Origin of the sequence: Bacillus sp. CGMCC 1.16541 (assembly GCF_003184905.1) — a bacterium.
Taxonomy (GTDB): domain Bacteria; phylum Bacillota; class Bacilli; order Bacillales; family Bacillaceae_H; genus Priestia.
On record NZ_QFRU01000005.1, the window covers coordinates 163,449 to 189,518 of the forward strand.

Annotated in this window: 25 protein-coding genes and 1 other annotated feature; of the genes, 2 read left to right on the forward strand and 23 right to left on the reverse strand. The window is 37.5% G+C overall.

What is annotated here, in order from left to right:
• Nucleotides 1–160: 160 nt before the first annotated feature.
• Entirely contained in the window at nucleotides 161–1,870 is a 1,710-nt protein-coding gene (locus tag DIS06_RS08810; RefSeq protein WP_204166776.1) for an Rqc2 family fibronectin-binding protein, read from the forward strand.
• 87 nt (nucleotides 1,871–1,957) lie between these two features.
• Here DIS06_RS08810 and pyrE read toward each other — a convergent pair whose 3' ends face one another.
• The 21 genes from pyrE to DIS06_RS08915 form a co-directional block, all read right to left on the reverse strand.
• Nucleotides 1,958–2,596, reverse strand: a complete 639-nt coding sequence (gene pyrE / locus DIS06_RS08815; RefSeq protein ID WP_162595927.1) for an orotate phosphoribosyltransferase — start codon at nucleotides 2,594–2,596, stop codon at nucleotides 1,958–1,960.
• 2 nt (nucleotides 2,597–2,598) lie between these two features.
• The gene (gene pyrF, locus DIS06_RS08820) at nucleotides 2,599–3,321 is read right to left on the reverse strand and encodes an orotidine-5'-phosphate decarboxylase (RefSeq protein ID WP_110112892.1); all 723 of its coding nucleotides are present in this window, start codon (nucleotides 3,319–3,321) and stop codon (nucleotides 2,599–2,601) included.
• Nucleotides 3,293–4,234: a dihydroorotate dehydrogenase gene (locus DIS06_RS08825; protein WP_110112893.1), complete on the reverse strand. Its 942-nt coding sequence runs from the start codon at nucleotides 4,232–4,234 to the stop codon at nucleotides 3,293–3,295. Before DIS06_RS08825 ends, pyrF begins: the two co-directional genes overlap by 29 nt.
• Nucleotides 4,231–5,004, reverse strand: coding sequence for a dihydroorotate dehydrogenase electron transfer subunit (locus DIS06_RS08830; RefSeq protein WP_110112894.1), 774 nt, complete (start codon nucleotides 5,002–5,004; stop codon nucleotides 4,231–4,233). Before DIS06_RS08830 ends, DIS06_RS08825 begins: the two co-directional genes overlap by 4 nt.
• Nucleotides 5,001–8,213, reverse strand: a complete 3,213-nt coding sequence (gene carB, locus DIS06_RS08835) for a carbamoyl-phosphate synthase large subunit (RefSeq protein ID WP_110112895.1) — start codon at nucleotides 8,211–8,213, stop codon at nucleotides 5,001–5,003. The genes DIS06_RS08830 and carB overlap by 4 nt, the downstream gene beginning before the upstream one ends.
• Nucleotides 8,213–9,298 (reverse strand): carbamoyl phosphate synthase small subunit, encoded by a 1,086-nt coding sequence (locus DIS06_RS08840; RefSeq protein WP_110112896.1) that lies wholly within the window; start codon nucleotides 9,296–9,298, stop codon nucleotides 8,213–8,215. The genes carB and DIS06_RS08840 overlap by 1 nt, the downstream gene beginning before the upstream one ends.
• On the reverse strand, nucleotides 9,295–10,578 hold the full coding sequence (locus DIS06_RS08845) for a dihydroorotase (protein ID WP_110112897.1): 1,284 nt from the start codon (nucleotides 10,576–10,578) through the stop codon (nucleotides 9,295–9,297). Before DIS06_RS08845 ends, DIS06_RS08840 begins: the two co-directional genes overlap by 4 nt.
• Nucleotides 10,541–11,479, reverse strand: coding sequence for an aspartate carbamoyltransferase catalytic subunit (locus tag DIS06_RS08850; protein ID WP_110112898.1), 939 nt, complete (start codon nucleotides 11,477–11,479; stop codon nucleotides 10,541–10,543). The genes DIS06_RS08845 and DIS06_RS08850 overlap by 38 nt, the downstream gene beginning before the upstream one ends.
• A gap of 130 nt (nucleotides 11,480–11,609) precedes the next feature.
• The gene (locus DIS06_RS08855) at nucleotides 11,610–12,923 is read right to left on the reverse strand and encodes a solute carrier family 23 protein (protein WP_110112899.1); all 1,314 of its coding nucleotides are present in this window, start codon (nucleotides 12,921–12,923) and stop codon (nucleotides 11,610–11,612) included.
• A 166-nt stretch (nucleotides 12,924–13,089) separates the two neighbouring features.
• Nucleotides 13,090–13,632, reverse strand: a complete 543-nt coding sequence (gene pyrR, locus DIS06_RS08860) for a bifunctional pyr operon transcriptional regulator/uracil phosphoribosyltransferase PyrR (protein ID WP_110112900.1) — start codon at nucleotides 13,630–13,632, stop codon at nucleotides 13,090–13,092.
• A 210-nt stretch (nucleotides 13,633–13,842) separates the two neighbouring features.
• Nucleotides 13,843–14,757 carry an RluA family pseudouridine synthase gene (locus tag DIS06_RS08865; protein WP_110112901.1) on the reverse strand — a complete coding sequence of 305 codons (915 nt, stop codon included), beginning with the start codon at nucleotides 14,755–14,757 and terminating at the stop codon, nucleotides 13,843–13,845.
• Nucleotides 14,757–15,221: a signal peptidase II gene (gene lspA, locus DIS06_RS08870; protein WP_110112902.1), complete on the reverse strand. Its 465-nt coding sequence runs from the start codon at nucleotides 15,219–15,221 to the stop codon at nucleotides 14,757–14,759. Before lspA ends, DIS06_RS08865 begins: the two co-directional genes overlap by 1 nt.
• Nucleotides 15,222–15,307: 86 nt before the next feature.
• The gene (locus tag DIS06_RS08875; RefSeq protein ID WP_110112903.1) at nucleotides 15,308–15,598 is read right to left on the reverse strand and encodes a conjugal transfer protein TraR; all 291 of its coding nucleotides are present in this window, start codon (nucleotides 15,596–15,598) and stop codon (nucleotides 15,308–15,310) included.
• Between the two features lie 205 nt (nucleotides 15,599–15,803).
• Nucleotides 15,804–18,572 (reverse strand): isoleucine--tRNA ligase, encoded by a 2,769-nt coding sequence (gene ileS / locus DIS06_RS08880; RefSeq protein WP_110112904.1) that lies wholly within the window; start codon nucleotides 18,570–18,572, stop codon nucleotides 15,804–15,806.
• An 87-nt stretch (nucleotides 18,573–18,659) separates the two neighbouring features.
• Nucleotides 18,660–18,905: a binding site (T-box leader), on the reverse strand.
• A 68-nt stretch (nucleotides 18,906–18,973) separates the two neighbouring features.
• Nucleotides 18,974–19,468 carry a DivIVA domain-containing protein gene (locus DIS06_RS08885; RefSeq protein WP_110112905.1) on the reverse strand — a complete coding sequence of 165 codons (495 nt, stop codon included), beginning with the start codon at nucleotides 19,466–19,468 and terminating at the stop codon, nucleotides 18,974–18,976.
• An 81-nt stretch (nucleotides 19,469–19,549) separates the two neighbouring features.
• Nucleotides 19,550–20,323: a YlmH family RNA-binding protein gene (locus DIS06_RS08890; protein ID WP_110112906.1), complete on the reverse strand. Its 774-nt coding sequence runs from the start codon at nucleotides 20,321–20,323 to the stop codon at nucleotides 19,550–19,552.
• 55 nt (nucleotides 20,324–20,378) lie between these two features.
• Complete coding sequence (locus DIS06_RS08895; protein WP_110112907.1) at nucleotides 20,379–20,648, reverse strand: YggT family protein; 270 nt, start codon at nucleotides 20,646–20,648, stop codon at nucleotides 20,379–20,381.
• A 6-nt stretch (nucleotides 20,649–20,654) separates the two neighbouring features.
• Entirely contained in the window at nucleotides 20,655–21,110 is a 456-nt protein-coding gene (locus tag DIS06_RS08900) for a cell division protein SepF (protein ID WP_110112908.1), read from the reverse strand.
• Between the two features lie 14 nt (nucleotides 21,111–21,124).
• Nucleotides 21,125–21,805, reverse strand: a complete 681-nt coding sequence (locus DIS06_RS08905; protein ID WP_110112909.1) for a YggS family pyridoxal phosphate-dependent enzyme — start codon at nucleotides 21,803–21,805, stop codon at nucleotides 21,125–21,127.
• Nucleotides 21,806–21,812: 7 nt separating this feature from the next.
• On the reverse strand, nucleotides 21,813–22,646 hold the full coding sequence (gene pgeF / locus DIS06_RS08910) for a peptidoglycan editing factor PgeF (protein ID WP_110112910.1): 834 nt from the start codon (nucleotides 22,644–22,646) through the stop codon (nucleotides 21,813–21,815).
• Between the two features lie 81 nt (nucleotides 22,647–22,727).
• Nucleotides 22,728–22,982, reverse strand: a complete 255-nt coding sequence (locus DIS06_RS08915) for a YlmC/YmxH family sporulation protein (RefSeq protein ID WP_110112911.1) — start codon at nucleotides 22,980–22,982, stop codon at nucleotides 22,728–22,730.
• Nucleotides 22,983–23,400: 418 nt separating this feature from the next.
• Here DIS06_RS08915 and sigG point away from each other — a divergent pair, with 418 nt between their 5' ends.
• Nucleotides 23,401–24,180, forward strand: a complete 780-nt coding sequence (sigG, locus tag DIS06_RS08920) for an RNA polymerase sporulation sigma factor SigG (protein ID WP_162595921.1) — start codon at nucleotides 23,401–23,403, stop codon at nucleotides 24,178–24,180.
• A gap of 33 nt (nucleotides 24,181–24,213) precedes the next feature.
• On the opposite strand, the gene sigE is transcribed toward sigG, so the two are convergent.
• A complete protein-coding gene (sigE, locus tag DIS06_RS08925) occupies nucleotides 24,214–24,933 on the reverse strand; it encodes an RNA polymerase sporulation sigma factor SigE (protein WP_110112913.1) in 720 nt (239 codons plus the stop codon).
• A 66-nt stretch (nucleotides 24,934–24,999) separates the two neighbouring features.
• Nucleotides 25,000–25,938, reverse strand: coding sequence for a sigma-E processing peptidase SpoIIGA (gene spoIIGA, locus DIS06_RS08930; RefSeq protein ID WP_239421963.1), 939 nt, complete (start codon nucleotides 25,936–25,938; stop codon nucleotides 25,000–25,002).
• Nucleotides 25,939–26,070 lie beyond the last annotated feature (132 nt).

The window sequence follows — 26,070 nt, forward strand, 5'->3', positions numbered from 1 at the left end:
CATCCCTTCACACCCTTTTACATGAGTTCAATGTTTGCTAATTTATTGATGCTTATATGGTATGCTTATTCAGACTCGTCCTAAAAAATGCTATACTTTTACGATAGATGAAAATGTTAGCTCGCAAAGAGTCATTTATTTAATTGAGGATGTGAACCTAATGTCATTTGATGGAATTTTTACATATGCCATATTACAGGAATTAAAAGAAGGATTAGAAAGTAGTCGTATTTCAAAAATTCACCAACCGTTTTCAAACGAATTAATGCTACAAATACGCACAAAAGGTGAGAATCGCAAATTATTGATTTCAGCTCACCCTAGCTATGCCCGTACTCACTTTACAAAAGAGTCATATGAAAATCCTTCGGAACCACCGATGTTTTGCATGTTACTTCGCAAACACTTAGAAGGTAATATTATTGAAAATGTCTATCAGCTTGGATTAGATCGAGTTATTGTCATTGAAACGATTGGACGGAATGAAATTGGAGATGTGACCTCGAAACAGCTTATTATTGAAATTATGGGGCGTCATAGCAATGTGATTTTAGTGGATAAAGATAAAAACATCATTATTGATAGTATTAAACATATTCCGATGTCATTAAATCGTCATCGTACACTGTTACCTGGTCATCCATATGTACTGCCTCCAAGCCAAGAGAAGGAAAATCCATTCACTACAGATGAGGAAACGGTATTACGCAAGATTGACTTTTACGGCGGGAAATTAGCCGACCAGCTTGTGCAATCATTTGAAGGACTCTCTCCACTTTTAACAAAAGAAATTGTGCACCAAGCAGGTCTTGCGAATCGTTCCACACTGCCAAAAGCGTTTGTAAACATGATGAACGTCATTCAACAACACGCATTTCAGCCTTCTATTACAACAGTGGGAAATAAAGAATATTTTTATATATTCCCCCTAAGTCACTTAGATGGTGAAACAAAAACGTTTTCTACCGTTAGCTTACTACTAGATCGCTACTATTATGGGAAAGCAGAGCGCGACCGAGTCAAACAACAAGCAAACGACCTTCTTCAATTTATGAATAATGAACGAAAGAAGAATGAAAAGAAAATTAAAAAGCTTGAAAAAACGTTAACAGATGCCGAAAATGCTTCAACGTATCAACTATATGGTGAACTATTAACAGCAAACATGCACATGGTTCAAAAAGGTGATACTGAAATTGAAGTGATTAATTATTATGATGAAGAAGGTGGAACTGTCACCATTCCGTTAGATCCACAAAAAACACCTTCTTTAAACACACAAAGTTATTTTAACAAGTATCAAAAAGCAAAAAAATCGATTTCATTTGTGCTTGAACAAATCGAAAAAGCAAACGAAGAAATTCGTTATTTTGAAACACTTATTCAACAAATGGAAGCTGCCTCTCATAAAGATATTGCAGAGATTCGTGAAGAGCTCATTGAAGAAGGCTATTTAAAAAATAAGCAAGGAAAGCAAGCGAAGAAACAAAAGAAGCATACACCAACAGTGGAGCACTATATAGCAAGTGATGGTACAACTATATTGGTAGGGAAGAATAATAAACAAAATGAATACTTAACAAACCGACTTGCTTCACGAGATGATATTTGGCTCCATACAAAAGATATTCCTGGGTCGCACGTCGTCATTCGTGATAATAATCCGTCTGAAGAAACGATTCTCCAAGCGGCAAACCTTGCAGCGTATTTTAGTAAAGCTCAACGTTCTAGCTCGGTACCCGTCGACTTTACAAAAATTCGTCATGTGAAAAAGCCAAGTGGTGCGAAGCCCGGCTTTGTCATTTACGACAACCAACAAACCGTCTACGTTACGCCAAATGAGGAACTCACATTACAATTAAGAAAATAGATTCTCCATTTAAAAAAAAGAATAATTAAGTCAAGTCCTCTGCCATTACGTCTTTTACAAACTTTCATCGCAGGGGACTTGATGCATTTAGACTTGCTGTTTCATCCACTCTTCAGAACGAGGGTTTTCACGCCATTTTAATAACTTTGTGAATTCATTTTGTTCAATGGCATTTTGTTCGATTGCGACTTCTACTAATGTTGAATAATTACTTAAAGAAAACACCTTAATGTTTTCTCTTTTAAATAATTCAGTGGCTGCTTCTAATTCATAGGTAAAGATAGATACCACACCTAATACCTCACAACCTGCTTCTTGAAGCGCTTCAACGGCTGTCATCACACTTCCACCTGTTGAGATTAAATCTTCAACAACCACAACCTTCTGCCCATTATTTACTTTTCCTTCAATTTGATTGCCTCGTCCATGTCCTTTTGCTTTACTGCGTACATAACACATCGGCAACTCTAAGCCTTCACTGACCCATGCAGCATGAGGAATCCCTGCGGTTGCTGTACCAGCAATGACTTCAACTCCGTTAAAATATGTTCGAATTAAGTGTTGCAACCCTTTTGCGATTTCTTTGCGCACTTCAGGATAAGAAAGCGTTAGTCGATTATCACAATAAATGGGCGACTTAATGCCCGATGCCCATGTAAAAGGCTCATTCGGTTGTAAGTTAACGGCCTTTATATCGATTAATTGCTTTGCAATTTGCTTTTTCATACTCATGATGTCACACTCTCCTCATTCCATTGTGCTAACATTTTTTTATAGACCTTTAAGGGATTAGTTGCTCGTGTAATGGACCGCCCAACAACAATTGCACTCGATCCATTTTCTTTTGCCACAATCGGAGTAGCTACACGCATTTGATCATCGACACTATCAGTTTCTAACCGAATTCCTGGTGTTACAGTTAAAAACGTATCTCCTAATTTTGTACGGATGCGAGGAACTTCAAGTGTTGAACATACGACTCCATCTAAACCACTTTTCTTTGCAAGTGATGCGTAGTGAACAACCACATTATCCATCGGTTGAAGCACAAGTTGCTCATTATGTAGCATAGCATCTGATGTACTTGTAAGTTGCGTTACTGCGATACACTGAGGGCGCTTTATTCCACTTGGTGTTCCAGCATCTAACCCTTCAATTGCAGCTTGCATCATTTGTGTCCCGCCTAACGCATGAACATTAACAAGGTCAACTCCGTACGATGCTAGAGACCTCATTCCCTGCCTTACAGTATTAGGAATGTCATGAAGCTTTAAGTCTAAGAAAATCTGATGTTCTTGTTCTTTTAAAAAAGATAGAATAGACGTTCCCTCTTTGTAAAAGAGTTCCATGCCCACTTTTACAAATAAGCGTTCATGTTCAAATTTATTTAAAAACGTTTGAACCTCTTGTTTTGTTGAAAAATCAAGAGCAATAATAAGCGGATTCTTCACGACTTTTCCAACTCCTTCCCACACATTCTGACACATGACTAAATCCATGTGATTGTAATAATGATGGTAAGTCTTCAATAATGGTAGGACATACATATGGATCAACAAAGTTAGCCGTCCCTACCGCTACTGCACTTGCCCCTGCATATAAAAATTCAAGTACATCCTCTGCATTCGTTACTCCACCCATACCAATAATCGGAATCTGAACTCTTTGGCTTACTTCATACACCATTCGAATGGCTACCGGTTTAATTGCTGGACCTGATAAACCACCTGTTGCATTTGCTAGAATTGGCTTTGCTGTACGAAGATCTAACCTCATACCGAGTAGTGTATTGATCATCGTCAATCCATCCGCACCCGCTTGCTCAATTGCTTGTGCCATCGTGACAATATTAGATACATTAGGTGATAATTTCACGTAAACTGGAACAGCTGATACTTCTTTTACTTTTCTCGTTAGACTGGCTGCAACGCTTGGATCAACACCAAACGCAATTCCACCTTCTTTTACATTAGGGCATGAAATGTTTAACTCTAATGCTTTTACGTTGTCTACACGCGAAATTTGTTCTGCAACATGAACATACTCTTCTACAGAAGCCCCTGCTACATTCGCAATAATTGGTACATCATATCGCTTGAGCCAAGCTAATTCTTCATGAATCACTTTATCTAAGCCTGGATTTTGTAGACCAATTGCATTTAGCATTCCTGACGATGTTTCTGCTACACGTGGAGTGGGATTTCCAAACCTAGATTCTGCTGTTGTTGCTTTAATCATAATGGCGCCTAATTCATTTAAAGAATACAGGTTCGCATATTCTCGCCCAAACCCAAAACATCCTGATGCTGGCATAATAGGATTCTTTAATGACAGTCCTGGCAACTGTACATTTAATAGACTCATAATAAAACCTCCCCTGCTGCAAACACTGGACCATCTGTACACACTTTTTTATAGGCATTCGATCCCTCATCCACTCGACATACACATGCAAAACAAGCACCAATGCCACAACCCATTCTTTCTTCTAAAGAGATGAATAAAGGTTTCTCTGTGTATGTAGCTTGAAGTGCCTTTAACATGGGCGTCGGTCCACACGAAAACAACACGTCATACTGAATATTGAATTGATTAATGACCGTTGTGACAAACCCCTTTGTTCCATATGTCCCATCCACCGTCGCAATATACGTTTCGCCAAGAGTTTGGAATTCTTCTTCATAAAAGACATCTTTTTCTGACTGAAACCCTAGTACGTGAATGACCTTTATTCCTCTATCGGTTAATCTTTTAGATAATTCATAGAGAGGGGGTACACCAATTCCTCCACCTACAAGTAAAGCTGTTTCTCCTTCTTTTAACTCATCAACAGGAAATCCTTTTCCGAGCGGTCCTAAAACATCTATAAAGTCACCACATGTTTTTTCTGTCAATCGTTTCGTCCCAATTCCTTCTGCTCGGTAAATCATTGTAAACTGATTTTCTTCTTGGTGAATCGAAGCGATGCTAATAGGCCTTCTTAATGTAGGAAGATAATCATTGTTTATACGGAGATGAACGAACTGACCAGGCTCGTTCATCTCACGTACTCGTTCTCCTTTTAATGTTAGTTCGTACACATTATGAGTTAATTGTTTTTGCTGCACGACTTCCATCATTTCTTTTTTTCTCATACATATGCCACCTCACGTGCTGACATCGTTTTTCGCATTGGAGATGTATGAAACCCGATTGTTTCTAACACACGCAAGATTGCTGTTGCTGTATCTAGCGATGTTAAACAAGGGACACCATTCTCTACTGCTTCGCGACGAATTCGGAATCCATCTCTTGCAGGCTGCTTTCCTTTTGTCAGTGTATTGATCACAAGCTGCGCATCACCTTTCCGAATAACATCTAGTAAGTTTTTATCGTCACTATCGATTTTGTTTACGATCTTTACAGCAATTCCTTCTTGTTCAAAAGTAGCTGCTGTTCCTTCAGTTGCTAAGATTTGATAACCAATTGCTGCAAAGCGCTTCGCAATGGAAATGGCTTCTTCTTTATCTTTATTCGCAACCGTCATTAACACAGATCCGTATGGTTTAATCGACATCCCTGAAGCAATCAACCCTTTATATAAAGCTTTTTCATACGTCGTATCTTGCCCCATCACTTCACCAGTTGATTTCATTTCTGGACCTAGTGTAATGTCAACTCTTCTCAACTTAGCAAATGAGAAGACAGGCACCTTTACATACACACCTTCTTCTTCTGGATGAATACCAGTTTTATAGCCAAGCTCGTTTAAACTTGTTCCTAAGATTACTTTTGTTGCTAAATTTGCCATCGGAATACGCGTAATTTTACTTAAAAATGGCACCGTACGGCTTGAACGTGGATTAACTTCAAGCACGTATACTTCACCTTTGCACAGAACAAATTGAATATTTAGTAATCCAACAATTTTTAAGCCTCTTGCAATTCGAATTGTGTAATCAACAATTTGATCCTTTACTTCTTGTGATAAAGTTTGTGGTGGATATACAGCAATTGAGTCACCAGAATGGACACCCGCTCTTTCTACATGTTCCATAATCCCTGGAATTAGCACCGTTTCTCCATCTGATATCGCATCCACTTCAATTTCTTTTCCTGTTAAATAGCGATCAATTAAAACGGGATGATCATCATGTACCTTCACTGCATGTGCCATGTAATGCAGCAACTCTTCTTGTTTATAAACAATTTCCATCGCACGTCCACCGAGCACATAAGACGGACGTACAAGCACTGGATAACCAATTTCTTCTGCTACTTGGATTGCATCTTTTACCGATGTTACCGTTTTACCTAGCGGTTGTGGAATTTGTAATCGTGATAATGTCGCTTCGAACTTTTTACGATCTTCAGCCGCATCCAAGCTTTCAAGAGATGTTCCTAAAATTTGTACACCACGAGCTTCTAGTTCTTCTGCTAAGTTGATTGCTGTTTGACCACCAAATTGAACAACAACTCCAACTGGCTTCTCTAAGTCAATAACGTGCATCACATCTTCAATTGTAAGTGGCTCAAAGTACAACTTGTCAGAGATACTGAAATCCGTTGACACCGTTTCTGGGTTATTGTTTACAATGATAGCTTCGTAGCCTGCTTCTTTAATAGCCCATACAGAATGAACCGTTGCGTAATCAAACTCGACACCTTGACCGATACGAATTGGACCAGAACCTAGGACAAGTACACTTTGTTTTTCTGTTACAATCGATTCATTTTCCGTTTCAAATGTTCCATAGAAGTACGGTGTTGTCGATTCAAACTCCGCTGCACATGTATCAACCGTTTTATACACTGGCATTAGCTCATTCTCTTTTCTGAAGTTGTAAATCATTAACTCTGTTTCATCCCAAAGTTTCGCAATGGCACTATCAGCAAACCCCAACTCTTTTGCTTCTTTTAACACTTCTACGTTCCATTTGTTTTCTTGTAAATGTTGCTCAAATGCAATAATTTTTTCTAGCTTCACTAAGAAGAAAAGATCAATTTTACTCCACTCATGGATCTCTTGAATTGTGACGCCGCGACGTAACGCTTCTGCGATATAAAACAATCGCTCATCTCCAGCTTTACGAATACGCTTTTCAATAAGTGCATCATCAAATGACGATCCATCCTTTAATTCCAAGTGATAAATATTGGACTCTAATGAACGAACAGCTTTTAAGAGTGATTCTTCAAATGTACGTCCAATTGCCATCACTTCTCCTGTCGCCTTCATTTGAGTTCCTAATTTACGGTTGGCAGATTCAAATTTATCAAATGGCCAACGAGGAATTTTTGTTACGATATAGTCAAGCGCTGGCTCAAAGCAAGCATACGTTTTTCCTGTTACAGGATTCATCATTTCATCTAGTGTTAAACCAACTGCAATTTTTGCTGCTAATTTTGCAATTGGATAACCTGTTGCTTTTGATGCAAGTGCTGATGAGCGACTAACACGCGGATTTACTTCGATAATGTAGTATTGAAAGCTTTCTGGATCAATCGCCAATTGAACGTTACATCCACCTTCAATTTTTAACGCTCGAATGATTTTTAATGATGCGTTACGAAGAAGCTGATATTCTCTGTCACTTAATGTTTGACTTGGTGCTACAACAATAGAATCACCTGTATGAATACCTACTGGGTCAAAGTTCTCCATGTTACATACAACAATGGCATTGTCATTGCGATCACGCATCACTTCATATTCAATCTCTTTAAAGCCAGCGATACTCTTTTCAAGAAGACATTGTGTAACAGGACTTTGCTTTAATCCACTTGTGACAATTTCTATTAGCTCTTTTTCATCCTCACAAATTCCTCCACCTGTTCCTCCAAGTGTATAAGCTGGACGTACGATGACTGGATATCCAACTTCTTTCACAAATGCAAAGGCCTCTTCAAGGTTATGAATGATTTCACTTGATGGTACTGGTTCTCCTAACTCATTCATTAACGAACGGAACAGCTCTCGGTCTTCCGCTTGTTCAATTGCGGATAGCTTTGTTCCTAAAATTTCAACTCCCACCTCATCAAGGATACCTTCTTTTGCTAACTCAACCGCTAAGTTCAGACCTGTCTGACCTCCTAATGTTGGAAGAATTGCATCTGGGCGCTCTTTTCGAATAATAGAGCTTACAAACTCAACTGTTAGTGGCTCAATGTATACTTTGTCTGCAATCTCTGAATCTGTCATAATTGTCGCTGGATTTGAGTTAACAAGAATAACTTTGTATCCCTCCTCTTTTAAAGCTAAACACGCTTGAGTTCCTGCATAATCAAATTCAGCTGCTTGCCCAATTACAATTGGACCTGACCCAATTACTAGAATTGTTTCGATATCTGTACGCTTTGCCATTAGCGATTCCCCACTTTCTGTTGTTGTTTCATAAGCTCAATAAACTGATTGAAAAGTCCATTTGCATCTTCTGGTCCTGGTGATGCTTCAGGGTGATATTGAACGGTAAAGGCAAGATGTTCTGTATGCTTTAACCCTTCAACAGTTCCATCATTTAATGCAAGATGTGTCACTTGTAACTTTGTTCCATTTAATGATGGTTCACAAACGGTATAGCCATGATTTTGAGAAGTAAGAGCAACTTTATTCGTCTTAAGATCTTTCACCGGATGGTTTGAACCACGATGACCGAACTTCATTTTCTCTGTATCTGCCCCACATGCGAGCGCAAACAGTTGATGACCTAAACAAATCCCAAACAACGGTATTTTCCCAATCACATTTTGAATCATCGTAATTGCTTCTGGTACATCTTTTGGATCTCCAGGTCCATTACTCAACATAATGCCGTCTGGATTCATTTGTAGAATTTCTTCTGCTGTCGTGTTATACGGAACAACCATTACATCACAGTTACGCTTTGTTAATTCACGTAAAATGCCATGTTTCATACCAAAGTCGACTAGCACCACTTTTTGGCCTCTTCCTGGACTTGGGTAAGGACGAACAGTTGACACTTTTTGAACAGAATCAATTGGCAACTCATGCTGTTTTAAAGAGCGAGCGACTTCTTCTACATCGACATCCATTCCACAAATCTTCCCTCTTAACGTTCCATATTCACGAATTTTTCTCGTTAACATGCGTGTATCAATTCCTGATAAGCCAGGGATATCCTTTTGTTTTAAAAACTCATCGACCGTTATATCACTTCTAAAGTTTGAAGGTACTTCACATACTTCTTTGACGATTAAGCCATGAACGGAAGGTTCAATAGATTCAAAGTCATCTCGGTTAATTCCATAGTTTCCGATTAATGGATATGTAAGGGTAACGATTTGCCCACAGTATGAAGGATCTGACAAAATCTCTTGATAACCTGTCATGCCAGTATTGAATACCACTTCCCCAATCATTTCTGTTTCACTACCAAAGCGTTGTCCAATAAACGTTGTACCATCTTCTAAGATTAATTGACTTTTCATACTTCTACTCTCTCCTTTTCCCATACACATTTTCCTTCCACAAGCGTCATCACTGGCCATCCTTTACATAGCCATCCACCAAATGGTGTGTTCTTTCCTTTTGAAGCAAACGTTGTTGGATTAATTGTTGCTTCTTCATGAAGATCAATAATTGTTAAATCGGCTATTTTTCCAACCTCAATTGTTCCATATGGCAAGTTAAACGTCGTAGCTGGTTTTTCTGCCATAAAGTGAACGAGCTGCTCTAACGTCATTAATCCTTTTTGAACAAAGTGTGTATACAATAACGGAAATGCAGTTTCTAGCCCTACAATCCCAAATGGTGCAAGTTCCATTCCTTCCGCTTTTTCTTCTGCTGTATGCGGGGCGTGATCGGTTGCAATAAAATCAATTGTTCCGTCTAATAGACCATCAATTAATGCTTGCTTATCTTCATAACTTCTTAAAGGTGGATTCATTTTATAGTTAGCATCTAAAGTTGGAATGTCATCTTCACAAAGTAACAAGTGATGAGGTGTTACCTCCGCTGTGACATGAATGCCAGCTTTCTTTGCATCACGAATGACTCGAACCGACTCTTTCGTACTCACGTGGCATACGTGATAATGACAGTCGGCTGCTTCTGCTAACAAGACATCTCGTGCAATTTGAACAGCTTCACAAATAGATGGAATTCCGTTTAGGTTATTTCTCTTTGAGAATTGACCTTCATGAACACACCCTTTGTTAATGAGGTCGTTATCTTCACAGTGAGCGACAATTGCCATATTCAATGACGCCGCTTTTTTCATCGCTTCATACATCATGCCTGTTGACTGAACACCTACTCCATCATCTGTATAAGCAAACGCTCGCTCTTGTTTTAACTCTTCAAAGTTTGTCAGTTCCTTACCAAGTTGACGCGTAGTAATGGATGCGTATGGTAATACCCGAACATGAGCTGTATCTTTAATCTTTTGATTTAACCATTGCAGCTGTTGTTTAGAATCTGGAACAGGTCTTGTATTTGGCATAGCAGCAATCGTTGTAAATCCTCCTTTGGCTGCAGCAAGAGTTCCTGTTTCAATCGTTTCTTTCTTTTCGCCGCCTGGCTCTCGAAGATGCACATGTAAGTCAACAAATCCTGGGGAAATAAACTTTCCTTTTACATCGATTATTTCTTCGTCTTTACGTTCAATGCTTTCGTTTATTTCTGTAATGATCCCCTTTTCGATTTTCATTTCTACCTTTTCAATCTTTCCTTTATTTAGCCATGTGCCATTTTTGATGATAGTTACCATGGGTCATACCCCTTTCGACTGATTGTAATGAGCGTGCTAGTACTGCCATGCGAATGAATACACCATTTTTCATTTGCTTAAAGATTCTTGAACGATTACACTCTACAAGCTCATCCGCAATTTCGACTCCTCTATTCACTGGAGCTGGATGCATAATAATACTACCTTTTTTCATTCGCTTCTCACGCTCGACTGTTAATCCATAAGCTTCATGATAAATATCTTTTAAAGAGTGAGAACTTTCATCATGCCTTTCAAATTGAATGCGCAACAACATGACAACATCGGCCATCTCAATCGCATCATCGATCTCTACATATTGACCACAGATAGTTGATTTATCTTGCCATTCTTTCGGACCTGATAGATAAACATTTGCTCCTAACTTTGTTAACATTTCTGCATTTGATTTTGCGACGCGACTATGTCGTAAATCTCCAATGATTGCCACGTTAAGTCCGTTAAAGCTACCAAACTCTTGACGAATCGTCATTAGGTCTAACAAACATTGTGTAGGATGCTGGCCACACCCATCTCCTGCATTAATAATCGGTATAGATACTTCATGTTGAAGTTGTTTGTAGTACTCATCTTCTGGATGACGAATGACGACTGATTTCACACCAATTGCTGCAAGAGTTTCAATGGTGTCATATAAGGTTTCACCCTTTTGTACACTAGAGGTCATCACTTCAAAAGGGATGATACTCAACCCTAATTTATGTTGCGCTATTTCAAAGCTACATCTTGTTCGCGTGCTTGCTTCAAAAAACAAGTTTGAAACAAACATCTGCTTTGAAGGCTTCCAAATCATTTGTTCTTGCTCATACATTGTTGCATCATCTAAAATTTGCAAAAGCTCACGCTGATTTAAATTAGATACCGTTAATAAATGCTGCACATGAATCCCCCCATTTAATAAAAAACACCCTATCCAAATGGCGGAAAGAGTGTAAGAAAGTAAGCTACCTTAAGAGTAGCTGTTTCATACACCTTTCGATGCCTCTCTGGACTTCATTTAAAAGGTGTGATTATGAAATTTTTTGATGAGTGACTTTCACATCTCTCTCTGGAATAAGTTTCTCTTCATGTCGTTCCTTCGGAAGCACAAGGTTCAATACAACTCCTACAATTGCTGCTAATGCCATACCATCAAGTTCTACTTGTTCTGATAACTCAACGACTGCTCCTCCAACTCCTAGTACTAAGATAATCGACGCAATGATAAGGTTTCGCTTTTCTCCTAAATCAATTTGTGCTTCGATCATCATTCGTAAACCGGATGAAGCAATGATCCCGAACAATAAGATTGATACGCCTCCCATTACCGGTGTAGGTACTGTAGAAATTAAAGCCGTAATTTTCCCAATAAACCCAAACATGATGGCAATGACCGCCGCTCCGCCGATTACAAATACACTGAATACTCTCGTAATGGCTAGAACACCGATGTTTTCTCCATAAGTTGTATTTGGTGGTCCACCAATTAGTGCTGCAAGCATTGTCGCAACCCCATCCCCCATTACAGTACGATGAAGACCCGGTGTTTCAATATAATCTTTGTCTACTACTTTATTTAACACAAGTAAGTGACCAATATGTTCTGACAGTGTCACAATTGCGACTGGTACCATGATTAGCACAATTCCCCAAGAAAAAGACGGAGTGTACGTCACAAATGGCACATAAAACTGTGGTACTTCAAACCATGCTGCTTCTTTTACTGATGTTAGGTCAACTAATCCTTGTGTATAAGCGAATCCATATCCTCCAACAATCCCCATTAACACTGGAATAAGTCCAATAAACCCTTTAAAGAAGATTGAACAACTGACGGTAATTCCAAGTGTCACAAGCGCAACTAGTAAGTGTGTAGTACTATGGTGTCCATCTGCATCATTCATCGCCATACCAACTGCTACGTTTGCTAAGCTCAACCCGATGACAATAATGACTGGACCTACAACTACTGGTGGTAATAACTTCATCACCCATTTAATTCCCGTCTTTCTTATGACAAGTGCCACTACTCCGTATATTAACCCCGCTAAAAAACAACCAACCATTGCTCCTTCAGGTCCTGATGCCGCTTTAGCAGCAATGATTGGTGCAATGAAAGCGAATGAAGATCCTAAGTAAGCAGGAACTTGCCCTTTTGTAATGAGCAGAAAAGCAAGTGTTCCAATACCACTCGATACAAGAGCAATCGCTGGGTTTAACCCTACTAAAAATGGAACTAATATTGTCGCACCAAACATCGCAAACAAATGTTGTATACTTAGCGTTAACCAACTCACTGGTCTTGGTACATCATGTATATCTAGCACAATCTCTTTGTTATTCATCTTTCTTCCTCCTCTACTAACTAAAAAGACCTCTTTATTCCGTGAGGAGCAAAGAGGTCTTTTCGCACATAGTAAACACACTACGCCTATAGACAAGTAGTATTTACAATTACGTTAGCCCCCTTTTGCAGCCTCACGGGACTGCGATTTAAAAGGGAATATCTATTCATTTTTCAAAAATTGCTACTTGATCTTTTTCATCTATCTCATTCAATTGAACCACAATTTTTTCAGATTTAGCTGTCGGAATGTTTTTACCAACATAATCTGCTCGTATTGGCAATTCACGGTGCCCACGATCTACTAGTACTGCTAATTGGATATTTGCAGGCCTGCCTAAATCAATTAAAGCATCTAATCCTGCTCTCACCGTACGACCTGTATATAGTACATCATCAACCAAAATGACTTTTTGATTTGTGATTTCACAAGGAAGGTCCGATCCTTTTACTAACGGCTCTTCATTATTGGTGACTTTTGTTAAGTCATCTCTGTAAAGAGTAATGTCAATTTCCCCTACTGGAAGACTTTTTCCTTCTATCTGTTCGATTCGTTCTGCTAATCGTCTTGCTATATAAATACCCCTTGTTTTAATTCCTACGAGCACACAATCCTCAATTCCCTTATTCTTTTCAATAATTTCATGGGCAATTCGTGTTAATGCTCGTCGAATGGCTTGCTCATCTAAAACCGTTGCTTTTACTTCCACCTGTATCACCTCTTGTGTCGTTTAATGACATAAAAAAATCCTCTGCACCATGAAAGATGAGAGGATTTTGCACACTAAAACAAAGTAGTAAGATAAGACCACACAGTGTCTTTAACCTAACTATATACCGTTTCCTTCTCAGCCTCACGGGACTGTTTTTAAAGGTTTCTTATTAAGTTATTTAGAGTATGCCATCATATGATTTATTTGTCAACTTCTTTTCTCTAATAAATCTAACATCTCTTCAAATTCTTTTGGAAGCGGAGCTTCAAATTCCATGTATTCTTTTGTACGCGGGTGAATAAAACCTAGTACACCTGCATGTAATGCTTGTCCTTCAATTGGCAACGTCTTTTTCGGACCATACTTAGAATCTCCAGCTAATGGATAACCAATGTATTTCATATGAACACGAATTTGGTGTGTGCGCCCAGTTTCTAGTTGACACTCTACAAATGTAAAATCTTTAAATCGTTTTAATACATTAAAATGTGTAACAGCATCTCGACCGTTTTCATCTGTCACTGTCATGCTTTGACGATCGGTTTTATCACGACCAATTGGTGCATCAATCGTTCCATGGTCATGACTAATGACACCATGCACAATGGCTTTATATCTTCTTGTCACTGTTTTAGCAACAAGCTGACTAACAAGCGATTCATGAGCCATATCATTCTTGGCAACCATTAATAAACCTGACGTATCCTTGTCAATGCGATGCACAATTCCAGGACGAAGTACACCGTTGATTCCTGATAAATCTTTGCAATGAGCCATTAATCCGTTGACAAGTGTACCACTATAATGACCAGGGGCTGGATGAACAACCATTCCTTTTGGCTTGTTCACAACTAGCACATCGCTATCTTCATAATAAATCTCTAAATCCATATCCTCTGCAACAACATCAAGTGCTTCTGGCTCTGGAATTTCGACAGTAATGGCATCTTCTACCTTACACTTATAATTACCTTTTACCACTTTATCATTTACTTTTACATGATTATCTTTTATCCATTGTTGCACTTGTGAACGAGACCATTCTTCATTTACCGTTGACAAGAATTTATCAATTCGTTCATTTTTATGTTCCTCATTTACTACTAACTGCATAACTTCCATTAACCGTTCTCCTTTTGTGTTTTTCCTTCAAATAACGTTAGAACAAACATAAGAGCAACCCCTACAACAAGCGCCGCGTCCGCTACGTTGAAGATAGGAAAATCATATGAGAAAATGTATGTATTTACAAAGTCAACGACCTCTTTTCGAAATACACGATCAATGAAGTTTCCAATAGCTCCACCCAACATTAGTCCTAACGCAATTCCAAACCACTTTTCTTCTGGTTTTAATTTTTGAATATAAATAATAAGACCAATTACAACAATAACTGTAATGATATAAAAGAACCACATTTGTCCTTGAAGAATTCCCCAAGCGGCTCCTCGATTACGGTGTGATGTAATATAAAGAAGATTTTCAATAACAGGGATACTTTCTCCTAATTGCATTTGCTTAACAACAACCCATTTTGTCACTTGATCCAATAGAATGACAAATAAAGCAAGAATATAATAAAGCAAAACCATTTCCTCCTGACATAAAATGAAAACACTCCATTCTAAAGCATTTTAGCACATATTATGTCTTTTTTTAAGCATGTTCTCTGTTAATAACGTAAAACAAATAATTCTTCCTCGGTACGAGCAGTAGGAATGACTTTTAATTTTTCAATTGACATTCGTTCTCCCGTCAATTCATCTATTCCGAACACACCAAATTCTAACTTTGTTAATGCACGTTCAACATCTCGTAAATCTGCTTTTATGGTATCCATTAAATAACGCTCTTTTTCATTTTGGATACTAATTAATTCGGGACTGTACTTCATTAATCGATTTTCTAGTTCTTCTTTGATAATGACTAACTCTTGCTCGATGGGAAGATAGTAATCGTGCATACATAAGTACCTCCTTGTGCAGTAACGTTTAGATTAATGTTTATATTGGTTATATTGTTGCCTGGACACTTCATCAAATGACAACACAACTTTTTCCTTCTGCTCTAAACGTTGCTCTACACAAGTTGCCAATTTCGTGCAAACTTAAAAAGGTGACGATAACGTCAATATATGACGTTAAAGCCACCCTTTTTTTGCTACCTCATTAACCTACGTAGTTTGCTTTTACGACATCTGCACAACGTGTACATAACGTCTCATGTTCTGCATGACTACCAACAGTTTCTGATACTGTCCAACAACGTTCACACTTCTCGCCTTCAGCTACTGATACAACGATAGCTACCTTTTCAAACGTTTGTGCGTCAGCTGGAGTAGTTGATAAATCTCCTGCAACTTCAAAATCAGATACAATAAACAACTGCTTAACATTCTCTTCAATTGAATCTAACAATGCTTTTGTTTCTGAATTTGGATACATCGTAATTTTTGCTTCTAACGATTTCCCAATGACTTTTTCATTACGAGCTGCTTCAAGTGCTTTTAATACATCGTCTCGTAACTCCATAAATGCATCCCACTTTTTCTCTAATTCATCAGCACCTTCAATTTCACGCGCTTCAGGCATATCCACAAGTTGAACACTTTCTTCTGTAACACCAGAAATGTGCGTCCACACTTCATCTGCTGTATGCGACAAGATTGGTGACACTAATTTTGTTAGAGCTAATAATGTCTCATAAAGAACTGTTTGAATACTGCGACGCTCTACATTGTCTGCTGATTCGATGTATAGAACATCTTTTGCAAAATCTAAGTAGAATGAGCTCATATCGATTGTGCAGAAGTTATGAATCGCATGATAGATTGCTGCAAACTCATATGTTTCATAAGAATTTTTCACTTTTGAAACTAGTTTATTCAGCTTCACTAACATGTAACGATCTACTTCGCGCAGTTCACTCATTGAAACCGCGTCAGTTTCATGATTATAATCAGCTAAGTTTCCTAATAAGAATCGGAACGTGTTACGGATTTTACGATACACTTCTGCTACTTGCTTTAAGATATTATCGGATACACGTACATCTGCTTGATAATCAACAGATGCTACCCACAGACGTAAAATATCTGCACCTAGTTGATTCATGACTTTAGATGGCAACACAACATTTCCAAGTGATTTACTCATCTTACGGCCCTCACCATCTAGAGCGAACCCATGGCTTAATACACCTTTGTATGGTGCTTTTCCTGTTACCGCAACACTTGTAGATAATGAAGAGTTAAACCAACCACGATACTGGTCAGATCCTTCTAAATATAAGTCTGCTGGACGTTGCAAATCATCTCGCTCTTCTAATACTGCTTGGTGTGAAGAACCAGAGTCAAACCATACATCCATAATGTCTGTTTCCTTTGTGAAATGACCATTCGGGCTTCCTTCATGTGTAAACCCTTCAGGAAGTAAATCTTTCGCTTCACGTTCAAACCAAATGTTTGAACCATGTTCTCTAAATAAAGTTGAGACATGTTTAATTGTTTCATCTGTAATAATTGGCTCATCATTTTCTGCATAGAATACTGGAATTGGTACTCCCCATGCACGTTGACGCGAAATACACCAATCTCCACGATCACGAACCATGTTGTAAAGGCGCGTTTCTCCCCAAGCTGGTACCCATTTTGTTTCTTGTACAGCTTCTAATAATTCGTTTCGGAAATCCTTGATTGATGCGAACCACTGAGCTGTTGCACGGAAAATCGTTGGTTTTTTTGTACGCCAGTCATGTGGATACGAATGTGTAATAAAGTTAAGTTTTAATAATGAACCATTTTCTTGTAATTTTTCTGTGATTGGTTTATTTGCTTCATCATAGAATAATCCTGCAAACCCTTCAGCTTCTTCTGTCATATACCCTTTTGCATCAACTGGACATAAGACACCTAATCCATATTTTTGACCAATGATAAAATCATCTTCACCATGACCTGGAGCTGTGTGTACACACCCGGTTCCAGCATCTGTTGTAACATGGTCTCCTAACATAACAAGAGAATCACGGCCATAGATTGGGTGTTGAGCGACAATGTTCTCTAATTCAGAGCCTTTATGGGTACGTACTACTTCATACTCATCCCACTCAATTGCTTTAGCCACTGCTTCAACAAGTTCAGACGCTACCACAAACTTTTCGTCATTTGCTGCTACAACACTATATTGTAAATCTGCATGTACAGCAATTCCTAAGTTTGCTGGAATTGTCCAAGGAGTTGTCGTCCAGATGATGATTTTTTCGTCTTGGCTTAATACACCTTTTCCATCTTTCACTGGAAATGCTACGTAAATAGATGCCGAACGTTTATCGTAGTATTCAATTTCCGCTTCTGCCAAAGCTGACTCGCTTGAAGGAGACCAATAAACAGGTTTTAACCCTTTGTAAATGTAGCCTTTCTTCGCCATTTCGCCAAATACTTTAATTTGCTGCGCTTCATATTCTGGCTTCAACGTCACATAAGGATTTTCCCAATCACCACGAACGCCTAAGCGCTTAAATTGCTCACGTTGATTATCAATTTGTTCCCATGCATACTGTTCACAAAGTTTACGGAATTCAGCAACGCTCATTTCTTTACGATTTACTTTTTTATTTTTCGTTAAAGCTGTTTCAATCGGTAATCCGTGTGTATCCCACCCTGGAACATAAGGAGCACAATAACCTGTCATCGATTTATAGCGAACAATGAAATCCTTTAATACTTTGTTCAAAGCATGCCCCATATGGATGTCACCATTTGCATACGGAGGGCCATCATGTAAAACAAATAAAGGGCGCTCTTTTGTACGTTCTTGTACCTTCTCATAAATGTTCATATCTTCCCAATTTTGTTGCATTTGTGGTTCACGATTAGGAAGATTTCCACGCATTGGAAAATCAGTTTTTGGCATTAACAATGTATCTTTGTACTCCATTTTTTCAACCTCCATAAAACGTTAAAAGTAAAATTTTGATAAGGAAAAGCAGTTTTAAGACAATAAAAAAAGACCTTCTCATCCCAAAAAAGGGACGAGAAGGTCTCCCGCGGTACCACCCTTGTAGACTTTTTACACTCTCTATAAATAGGAGAGGAAAGGAAAAGTCCTCTTGCATATTCGTAACGTGAATAAACCGCTTATGTCTACTATTAAGTTCGACATAGAACTCCAGGGTGATATTCGTTTCTTTCTTTTATATCGGGCTCTCACCAACCCCAATTCGCTTAGATAAAAGGTTAAAGAAACTACTGTCCCTTTCCTCGTCATTAACGTATGAAATATAATCTGTTATCAAATTATATGCTAATCGCTGTTAAGAAGTCAAGACGATGTCATGACTACTCTACTTTTTGTTCCTCAAGCTTCATTTCATACTCCATTAGATGATCCCAGTCATCTGCATTAAGCATTTCAAGTTGTGCTTCCACTAACATTCTAAAGCGTGTACGGAATACTTTTGACTGCTTTTTAAGTTCTTCAATGTCAATTGCAATTTTACGTGATTTAGATAACGATTCATTAATAATGCGGTCTGCATTTTTTTCTGCTTCTTTTACAATAAGCTTTGCTTCTTTATCTGCATTTCGCTTTACTTCTTCTGCTGCTTCTTGTGCGATTAAAATTGACTTATTAAGCGTGTCTTCAATGTTGGCAAAATGACTTAAACGCTCTGTTAGTTCATGCACTCTTGTTTCAAGCTCTTTTTTTTCGCGAATCAGTAGTTCGTAATCTTTGATTACTTGATCTAAAAATTCGTTTACTTCGTCCTCATCATATCCTCGGAACCCACGATTAAATTCCTTATTATGAATATCTAAAGGGGTTAAAGGCATAGTAGCCACCTCCATGTTGTCTCAATCTCATTAATTATGGTAAATTCGACATTTTTTTATGAAACCCTTCAAAAAACAAAATTATTTTTGTTTTCCTACAACAATTCGCCACTTATCTTTTTTTGTTTTGCCATCAATTGATATGATTTTACCTCTGCCGTATCCTCGTAATGACAGCATATCTCCTTCTCTACACTCAAAAGAAGGCTGTTCAATCGTTTTCCAATTGACTTTTGCTAAACCATGTTCAATAAGTACCTGAACTTTTTGACGTGAGATATTATGTATGTTTGCTAAAATAACGTCTAAACGCATAGACGATACTGTACACGTTTGTTCTATTACTTCTTCTCGTATTTCGACTAACTGTTCGCTGAGAATGCTTTTTAGATGCACTTTCCCTTTACCAATTGATTGTAGATTAGACTCAATATAACTAGCGGTTTCGTTTGCAATGACTAATTGAACTTGATCATCTTGCACAAGAATATCACCAAACTTAGAACGTCGCAACCCAAGGGACATGAGCGAACCTAACACTTGTGGATGTTCAATGGTTACAAACTTTTTAGCGTATTCAATCTCATAAAACGCTAATTGAAAGTCTTCAAGTTCTGGCACGTAATAATCTGGATAAATCAATGCCCGTTTCCTTTCAGAAGATTCAATTCCTCCTTGAAACGCAATGTTCACATCACCTTCTGTTCCAATAATTGAAAGAGCAATTTGCTGCTCTCGAGGATCTAAGAAATCGGTTAACTTTGGGCTGTATTGATTTGTTACTTCTTCTTTCCATTCAAGAACTTGGTCAATAAAACCACGTTCCTCTTGTCGAAAATGTTGATAAATTGACATGTATGTTCTCCATTTTAAAGAGGCATGTAAAAAAAAGGAATCAGGTGGATTCCTTTTATACCAGTCCTAACATTTGAAATAAGGCAACTAATCCCGACGAAGCAAATCTTAGTACAAAAATAGCAACAATCGGTGAAATGTCAATCATTCCAAGTGGAGGAATAATTTTTCTAAATTGCTCTAAATACGGTTCACATATTGTTCCTAACATAACACCAAATTTTGATTCACGCAAATTTGGTACCCACGATAACAAAATGTAAATAATAAGTGCCCATGAGTAAATTTCAATGAGCCTTAATAATAAAACTAATACAAACTCCATCTACAATTACCACCTCTTTTTATTGATTGCTTCTTGCTCAGCCATCATACTCGAAACCTTCCCTGTCACATCTACATTATCAGGTGTACATAGGAAAATATCAGTACCTACCTTCTGAATATCGCCACCTAATGCATAAACAGTCCCACTTAAAAAGTCAACAATACGGACACCTTGGTCGCGAGAAATACTTTGTAAATTCACCACAACAGCTTTCCGATTTTTTAAATGATCTGTAATTTCCTGCGCTTCAGCATATTCGCGTGGTTCGTACACAACCATTTTGGTTGATTTTTGAACACTCTGTAAGCTTATAACATTTTGTTGTTTCATTTGCGACTGCTTTTGTTGTTTATCTTGTATCATATCTTCGCTCTCTTCGACTAGTTCTTCTTGTTGCTCGACATATTCTTGCTCATCTTCTAAACCGAAAAAGTTGCGAAATCGATTTTGAAACGACATAAATCGCCACCCCCTTACTTTTCATTACCTACAAGAATAGTTCCCAAACGAATAAATGTAGCACCTTCTTCGATTGCGATTTGATAATCATTCGACATTCCCATTGATAGTTCAGTACATGGTGCATATGATAAAGAAAGAGCTTGTACACGTTGTTGAAGCTTTCGTAATGCTTTAAAACAATGACGTATTGTATGGTCATCTTCAACATGAGGGGCCATTGTCATGAGTCCTATTACTTCAATATTTGCAAATGATTGAAGTTCTTCAATAAATGGCATGACTTCCTCTTCACTTATTCCGTGTTTGGACTCCTCTTGTGAAACATTCACTTGAACAAAACATTTTATTTTCTTTTGTGCACGCTTGTCGATTTCTTTCGCTAAAGATATACGGTCTAACGAATGAATATAATCTACTCGTTCAATGATGTTTTTTACTTTTCGCGTTTGTAAGGTGCCAATAAAATGCCAGCTTACATCTCCTTGTATAGATCCTTGCTTTTCAATCATTTCTTCATCGCGATTTTCTCCTAGGTGTGTAATACCTGCTTCTACTGCTTCTTGTGCGCGATTTGTTGAAACATATTTTGTCACAGCAATAATACGAATTTCATTAGGATTGCGCTTTGCTAGGTCACATGACTCATCAATTTCACGCTTAATGTGCTCTAAGTTGTGCAAAACTGTTGCCACTTTCTACTCAATCCTCCTTAAAACCAATAAAACTTAACATACGTCCCGTTCTCCCTTTATCTCGACGGTGTGAGAAAAATAGGTCATCATGACAACTTGTACAATAAGAAGTGGTCATGATATTTTCTTGTGGAACACCTGCTTTTTGTATTAGTAGCTCATTTGTTTTCTTTAAGTCTAAAGCATATTGCCCTTCACTCACAATTTGATATGTAGATTGACTCTTTTCTTCACCAAGTACTTGATGAATAAATGTAATGACTCTGTCGTCTACTACATAGCAGCACTGTCCGATAGAAGGCCCGATGGTTACAAATATATCTGTAGGTAAAACGCCTTCTTCATTCACCCATTTGCCAATCATACTTCCTACAATATCTTTAACAGTTCCTTGCCAACCTGCATGCGCTAAACCAATTAAATGTTTGCTTGGTGCAAAGAAGTAAAGAGGTACGCAATCAGCAAAACATAATGTTAATAACAGATTCGATTCGTCTGTATAAATGCCATCTGTTACTGGAACTCCATCTTTGTACTCATAAACTCCCTTTTCACAGTCTCCTTTTGTTACCTTTACGACTTTATTATCATGAACTTGTTCAGCACATACCCATTGTGATAACTCCATCTTTAAGACATCAGAAACAATTTGACGATTATGAATAACATCTTCTTTATGATCATTAACATGTAAGCCTAAGTTTAATGACGCAAAAGATTGTTGACTAACTCCACCATTTTTTGTCGTAAAACCACTAACTAATCCTTTATGTTGTTTCATCCAACTTTCAAGAATCATTGTCGATTTATGTTCGCTTAGTTGAAAAATATCAGGATTCATGTAAGCATGCACACCTTCGTTTCATCGATTGTTATGCAAATATTGTACCACATTTATATAATCGCTGTTGACAAAATTGTTTTATTTCTCCTCGTATTCATACGTTTCTTTATATCGAACTAAAATAACATCTGCCCCAATTTTAACAATATTTGTCCATGGAATGACAACATCATCCTCTTTTCCAAAAAAGCCAAGCATTCTTGAACTATTAATAATGACTGCTTCAATTTTCCCTGTATTTAAATCAATATCAATATCTCCAATATTACCAAGCTTTTTCCCATCCGCCACATTGACAACATCTTTCGTCTGAAAATCTGAGATTCTAATCATATACCGCCCCTCCATCTTTTGACTCTATTCTATATATATTTATCACTTTTAGTATTCATGAGAAGATTATTATTACAATTTCACACACTTTTAAAAGGATACACCCTATTTGTGAAAGTCGATTTTGGTGAATTTTTGTTTTGGATAACAAATAATGACCCATAACTTACTTCTACTTCAATTAACCTTAAAACGTTACCTTTTAAAAATCACTCTAAAATAACAACATTTGAAAAAAAGAGCCTGATAAAAGAAAAAAACTTCCAATGACAAATCTCTACAAATCCCTAGCTTCGTTGCCGATTCAATGTGCCAAATTAAACACACCTTCTCACCTCTATGTAATCGTATATGCATATTTTTTCCTTCAAAGGAGATACTGAACTCTGAACATCATCTCCTGTTAGGAGGGAAAGAATTGACAAGAAACAAAGTAGAAATTTGCGGAGTAGATACTTCAAAGCTTCCTGTATTAAAAAATGATGAAATGCGTAAACTTTTTACGCAAATGCAAGCTGGAGATGTATCAGCTCGAGAAAAGCTTGTAAATGGGAATCTACGCTTAGTACTGAGTGTGATTCAACGTTTCAACAATCGTGGAGAGTTTGTTGATGATTTATTTCAAGTAGGTTGCATTGGATTAATGAAATCCATTGATAACTTTGACTTAAGTCAAAATGTTAAATTCTCTACCTATGCCGTGCCAATGATTATTGGTGAGATAAGAAGATACTTACGGGATAATAATCCTATCCGCGTGTCACGATCTCTTCGTGATATCGCCTATAAAGCTTTACAAGTTCGAGAACGATTAATGAGTGAAACATCAAAAGAACCATCAGCAGAAGAAATATCTAAAGTATTAGACGTTCCACACGAGGAGATTGTGTTTGCCCTTGATGCTATTCAAGACCCTGTCTCATTATTTGAACCAATTTATAATGATGGTGGCGATCCTATTTATGTGATGGACCAACTAAGCGACGAACGCAATCGAGATTCACAGTGGGTTGAAGAATTAGCATTAAAAGAAGGAATGCGACGATTAAATGAACGAGAAAAACTCATTTTACGTAAACGATTCTTTCAAGGTAAGACTCAAATGGAAGTAGCTGAAGAAATTGGTATTTCACAAGCACAGGTATCAAGGCTTGAAAAAGCAGCTATTAAACAAATGAATAAAAACATCCAAAGCTAATAAAAAAACATGGGGTAACCCCATGTTTTTTTATTAAACCATTTTGTTAAACTCTTTTCGTAACCGTTTTATAATTCTTTTTTCAAGTCTTGAGATGTAAGATTGAGAGATTCCAAGCATGTCCGCTACATCTTTTTGTGTTTTCTCTTCCCCACCACTTAAACCGAATCGTAATTCCATAATTTGCTTCTCTCGATCATTTAATTGATGTAGTGCTTTTAATAGTAACTTTCGATCTACATTTGCTTCTAAATCTTTCGTAATAATATCTTCTTCTGTACCTAGTACATCGGATAATAACAACTCATTGCCATCCCAATCAATATTCAATGGTTCATCAAACGATACTTCTGAGCGTATCTTATTATTGCGTCGCAAATACATCAAAATCTCATTCTCAATACAACGTGAAGCATACGTAGCTAACTTAATCTTCTTTTCAGGGTTAAATGTATTAACAGCTTTAATTAAGCCAATTGTTCCGATACTAATTAAGTCTTCAATGTTAATTCCCGTATTTTCAAATTTCCTAGCGATATACACAACTAACCTTAGGTTTCGTTCAATTAACAACGACCTAGCTGCCTCATCTCCCGTTGGAAGTTTCTTTAACAAAACTTCTTCTTCTTCCTTCGTTAAAGGAGGTGGTAAGGCTTCGCTGCCACCAATATAGTATACTTCATCGGATTTAAACCCTAACTTCATTAAGATTTTATACCAGAGTAGCTGTAACTTAATTCGATATGTAGACATATAAACTCCCCCTTTTAAAATATAATGGTATGAGATAAATCACGAAGCTATTTGACTGATTGCTTTCTATGATGCCGAAGATACCTCACCTGTTACCATCACTTTTGGATGTACAATGCATTGATACTGATTTTCTACAGAAAGCTGTGTATGGCTAATTCCAATTAGTGCTTTTTTTATGTGTAAGTTCTCGTTTTGATATTCAATTCTTACATAATCTGGCTTAATAGCCAGTAACAATTGATTAGCGTGTCCTACACTTCGATAGGGAACAAAGCGAACTTTTGCATACCATTCAACGTCGATTTCTTGCGTATGGGAGAACGATTGTACATCTTTACTCATTTCCATCACTGAATTTGGCAAAATATCTTTTACAGATTCAGCTGTAATAATTAGGACTGGGGTTTTGGTTAGAGGGTCTACAAGTTGATTGCCACTATCAATTAAACCGGTTAGGGCAACAACCTCTTTATTCATCACGATTTCCACTTTCACTAGTTGATCAAATGTAATCTTTTTCATGCGTAAGTCTTCTACACGATGTTTTGAAAAATAAGCAAGAACAGGAAATCCTACTAGTACAAATAGCCAGCTAACTGGGTCTCCAAAGCTTGTTGTTTGACTCATAACGGAACCTTCAAACACTAAGAACTGATCTTCAAATAAAAAGTGAACGCCCATTAATCCGCCGCCTACAACAAACGTAGCAAAATAGAAAGTAAAAGCATTTTCTAGAAAAAAACGCAATCGTTTGTATCCAAATGTAACTAAGACCATACATACAGAAAAAAGAATTTTCACAAAAGGATGAAGCATAATGGCAGCAAAGGGAGTAAACATAAAGACAACAATTAAAGAACCAATAAAAGCTCCTAAACAAAGGCGCCACCATTTAAATGATCGCTTTAAGATTGTACCGCACAGCATCAGTAAAATTGCATCTAGACTAAAATTCAACAGCCAAATAATGTCAAGGTAAACGGGCAATGTTCTACTCTCCATTCCTCCTTAATCTTTCCTGTTAAAAATTAGTATATAGTACATCCTATGAAGATGTCTGTCAGTTCATGCTGATAAAGAAAGAGAAGTTTTGAAGAAAATGTCCGATTCTTGTCAATTATCCGCATTTTATAC

Coding starts and splice junctions, on each gene's coding strand:
- DIS06_RS08915 (WP_110112911.1), bottom strand. CDS start 22,982: ATGATTAGAATCTCAGATTTTCAGACGAAAGATGTTGTCAATGTGGCG.
- sigE (WP_110112913.1), bottom strand. CDS start 24,933: ATGTCTACATATCGAATTAAGTTACAGCTACTCTGGTATAAAATCTTA.
- DIS06_RS08885 (WP_110112905.1), bottom strand. CDS start 19,468: ATGCCTTTAACCCCTTTAGATATTCATAATAAGGAATTTAATCGTGGG.
- spoIIGA (WP_239421963.1), bottom strand. CDS start 25,938: ATGGAGAGTAGAACATTGCCCGTTTACCTTGACATTATTTGGCTGTTG.
- carB (WP_110112895.1), bottom strand. CDS start 8,213: ATGGCAAAGCGTACAGATATCGAAACAATTCTAGTAATTGGGTCAGGT.
- DIS06_RS08855 (WP_110112899.1), bottom strand. CDS start 12,923: ATGAATAACAAAGAGATTGTGCTAGATATACATGATGTACCAAGACCA.
- DIS06_RS08825 (WP_110112893.1), bottom strand. CDS start 4,234: ATGAGTCTATTAAATGTACAGTTGCCAGGACTGTCATTAAAGAATCCT.
- DIS06_RS08875 (WP_110112903.1), bottom strand. CDS start 15,598: ATGCACGATTACTATCTTCCCATCGAGCAAGAGTTAGTCATTATCAAA.
- ileS (WP_110112904.1), bottom strand. CDS start 18,572: ATGGAGTACAAAGATACATTGTTAATGCCAAAAACTGATTTTCCAATG.
- DIS06_RS08840 (WP_110112896.1), bottom strand. CDS start 9,298: ATGAAAAGTCAATTAATCTTAGAAGATGGTACAACGTTTATTGGACAA.
- DIS06_RS08890 (WP_110112906.1), bottom strand. CDS start 20,323: ATGTCAATTTATCAACATTTTCGACAAGAGGAACGTGGTTTTATTGAC.
- DIS06_RS08865 (WP_110112901.1), bottom strand. CDS start 14,757: ATGGAAGTTATGCAGTTAGTAGTAAATGAGGAACATAAAAATGAACGA.
- DIS06_RS08895 (WP_110112907.1), bottom strand. CDS start 20,648: ATGGAGTTTGTATTAGTTTTATTATTAAGGCTCATTGAAATTTACTCA.
- pyrE (WP_162595927.1), bottom strand. CDS start 2,596: ATGAAAAAGCAAATTGCAAAGCAATTAATCGATATAAAGGCCGTTAAC.
- pgeF (WP_110112910.1), bottom strand. CDS start 22,646: ATGAATCCTGATATTTTTCAACTAAGCGAACATAAATCGACAATGATT.
- DIS06_RS08845 (WP_110112897.1), bottom strand. CDS start 10,578: ATGGTAACTATCATCAAAAATGGCACATGGCTAAATAAAGGAAAGATT.
- DIS06_RS08810 (WP_204166776.1), top strand. CDS start 161: ATGTCATTTGATGGAATTTTTACATATGCCATATTACAGGAATTAAAA.
- DIS06_RS08830 (WP_110112894.1), bottom strand. CDS start 5,004: ATGAGAAAAAAAGAAATGATGGAAGTCGTGCAGCAAAAACAATTAACT.
- DIS06_RS08900 (WP_110112908.1), bottom strand. CDS start 21,110: ATGTCGTTTCAAAATCGATTTCGCAACTTTTTCGGTTTAGAAGATGAG.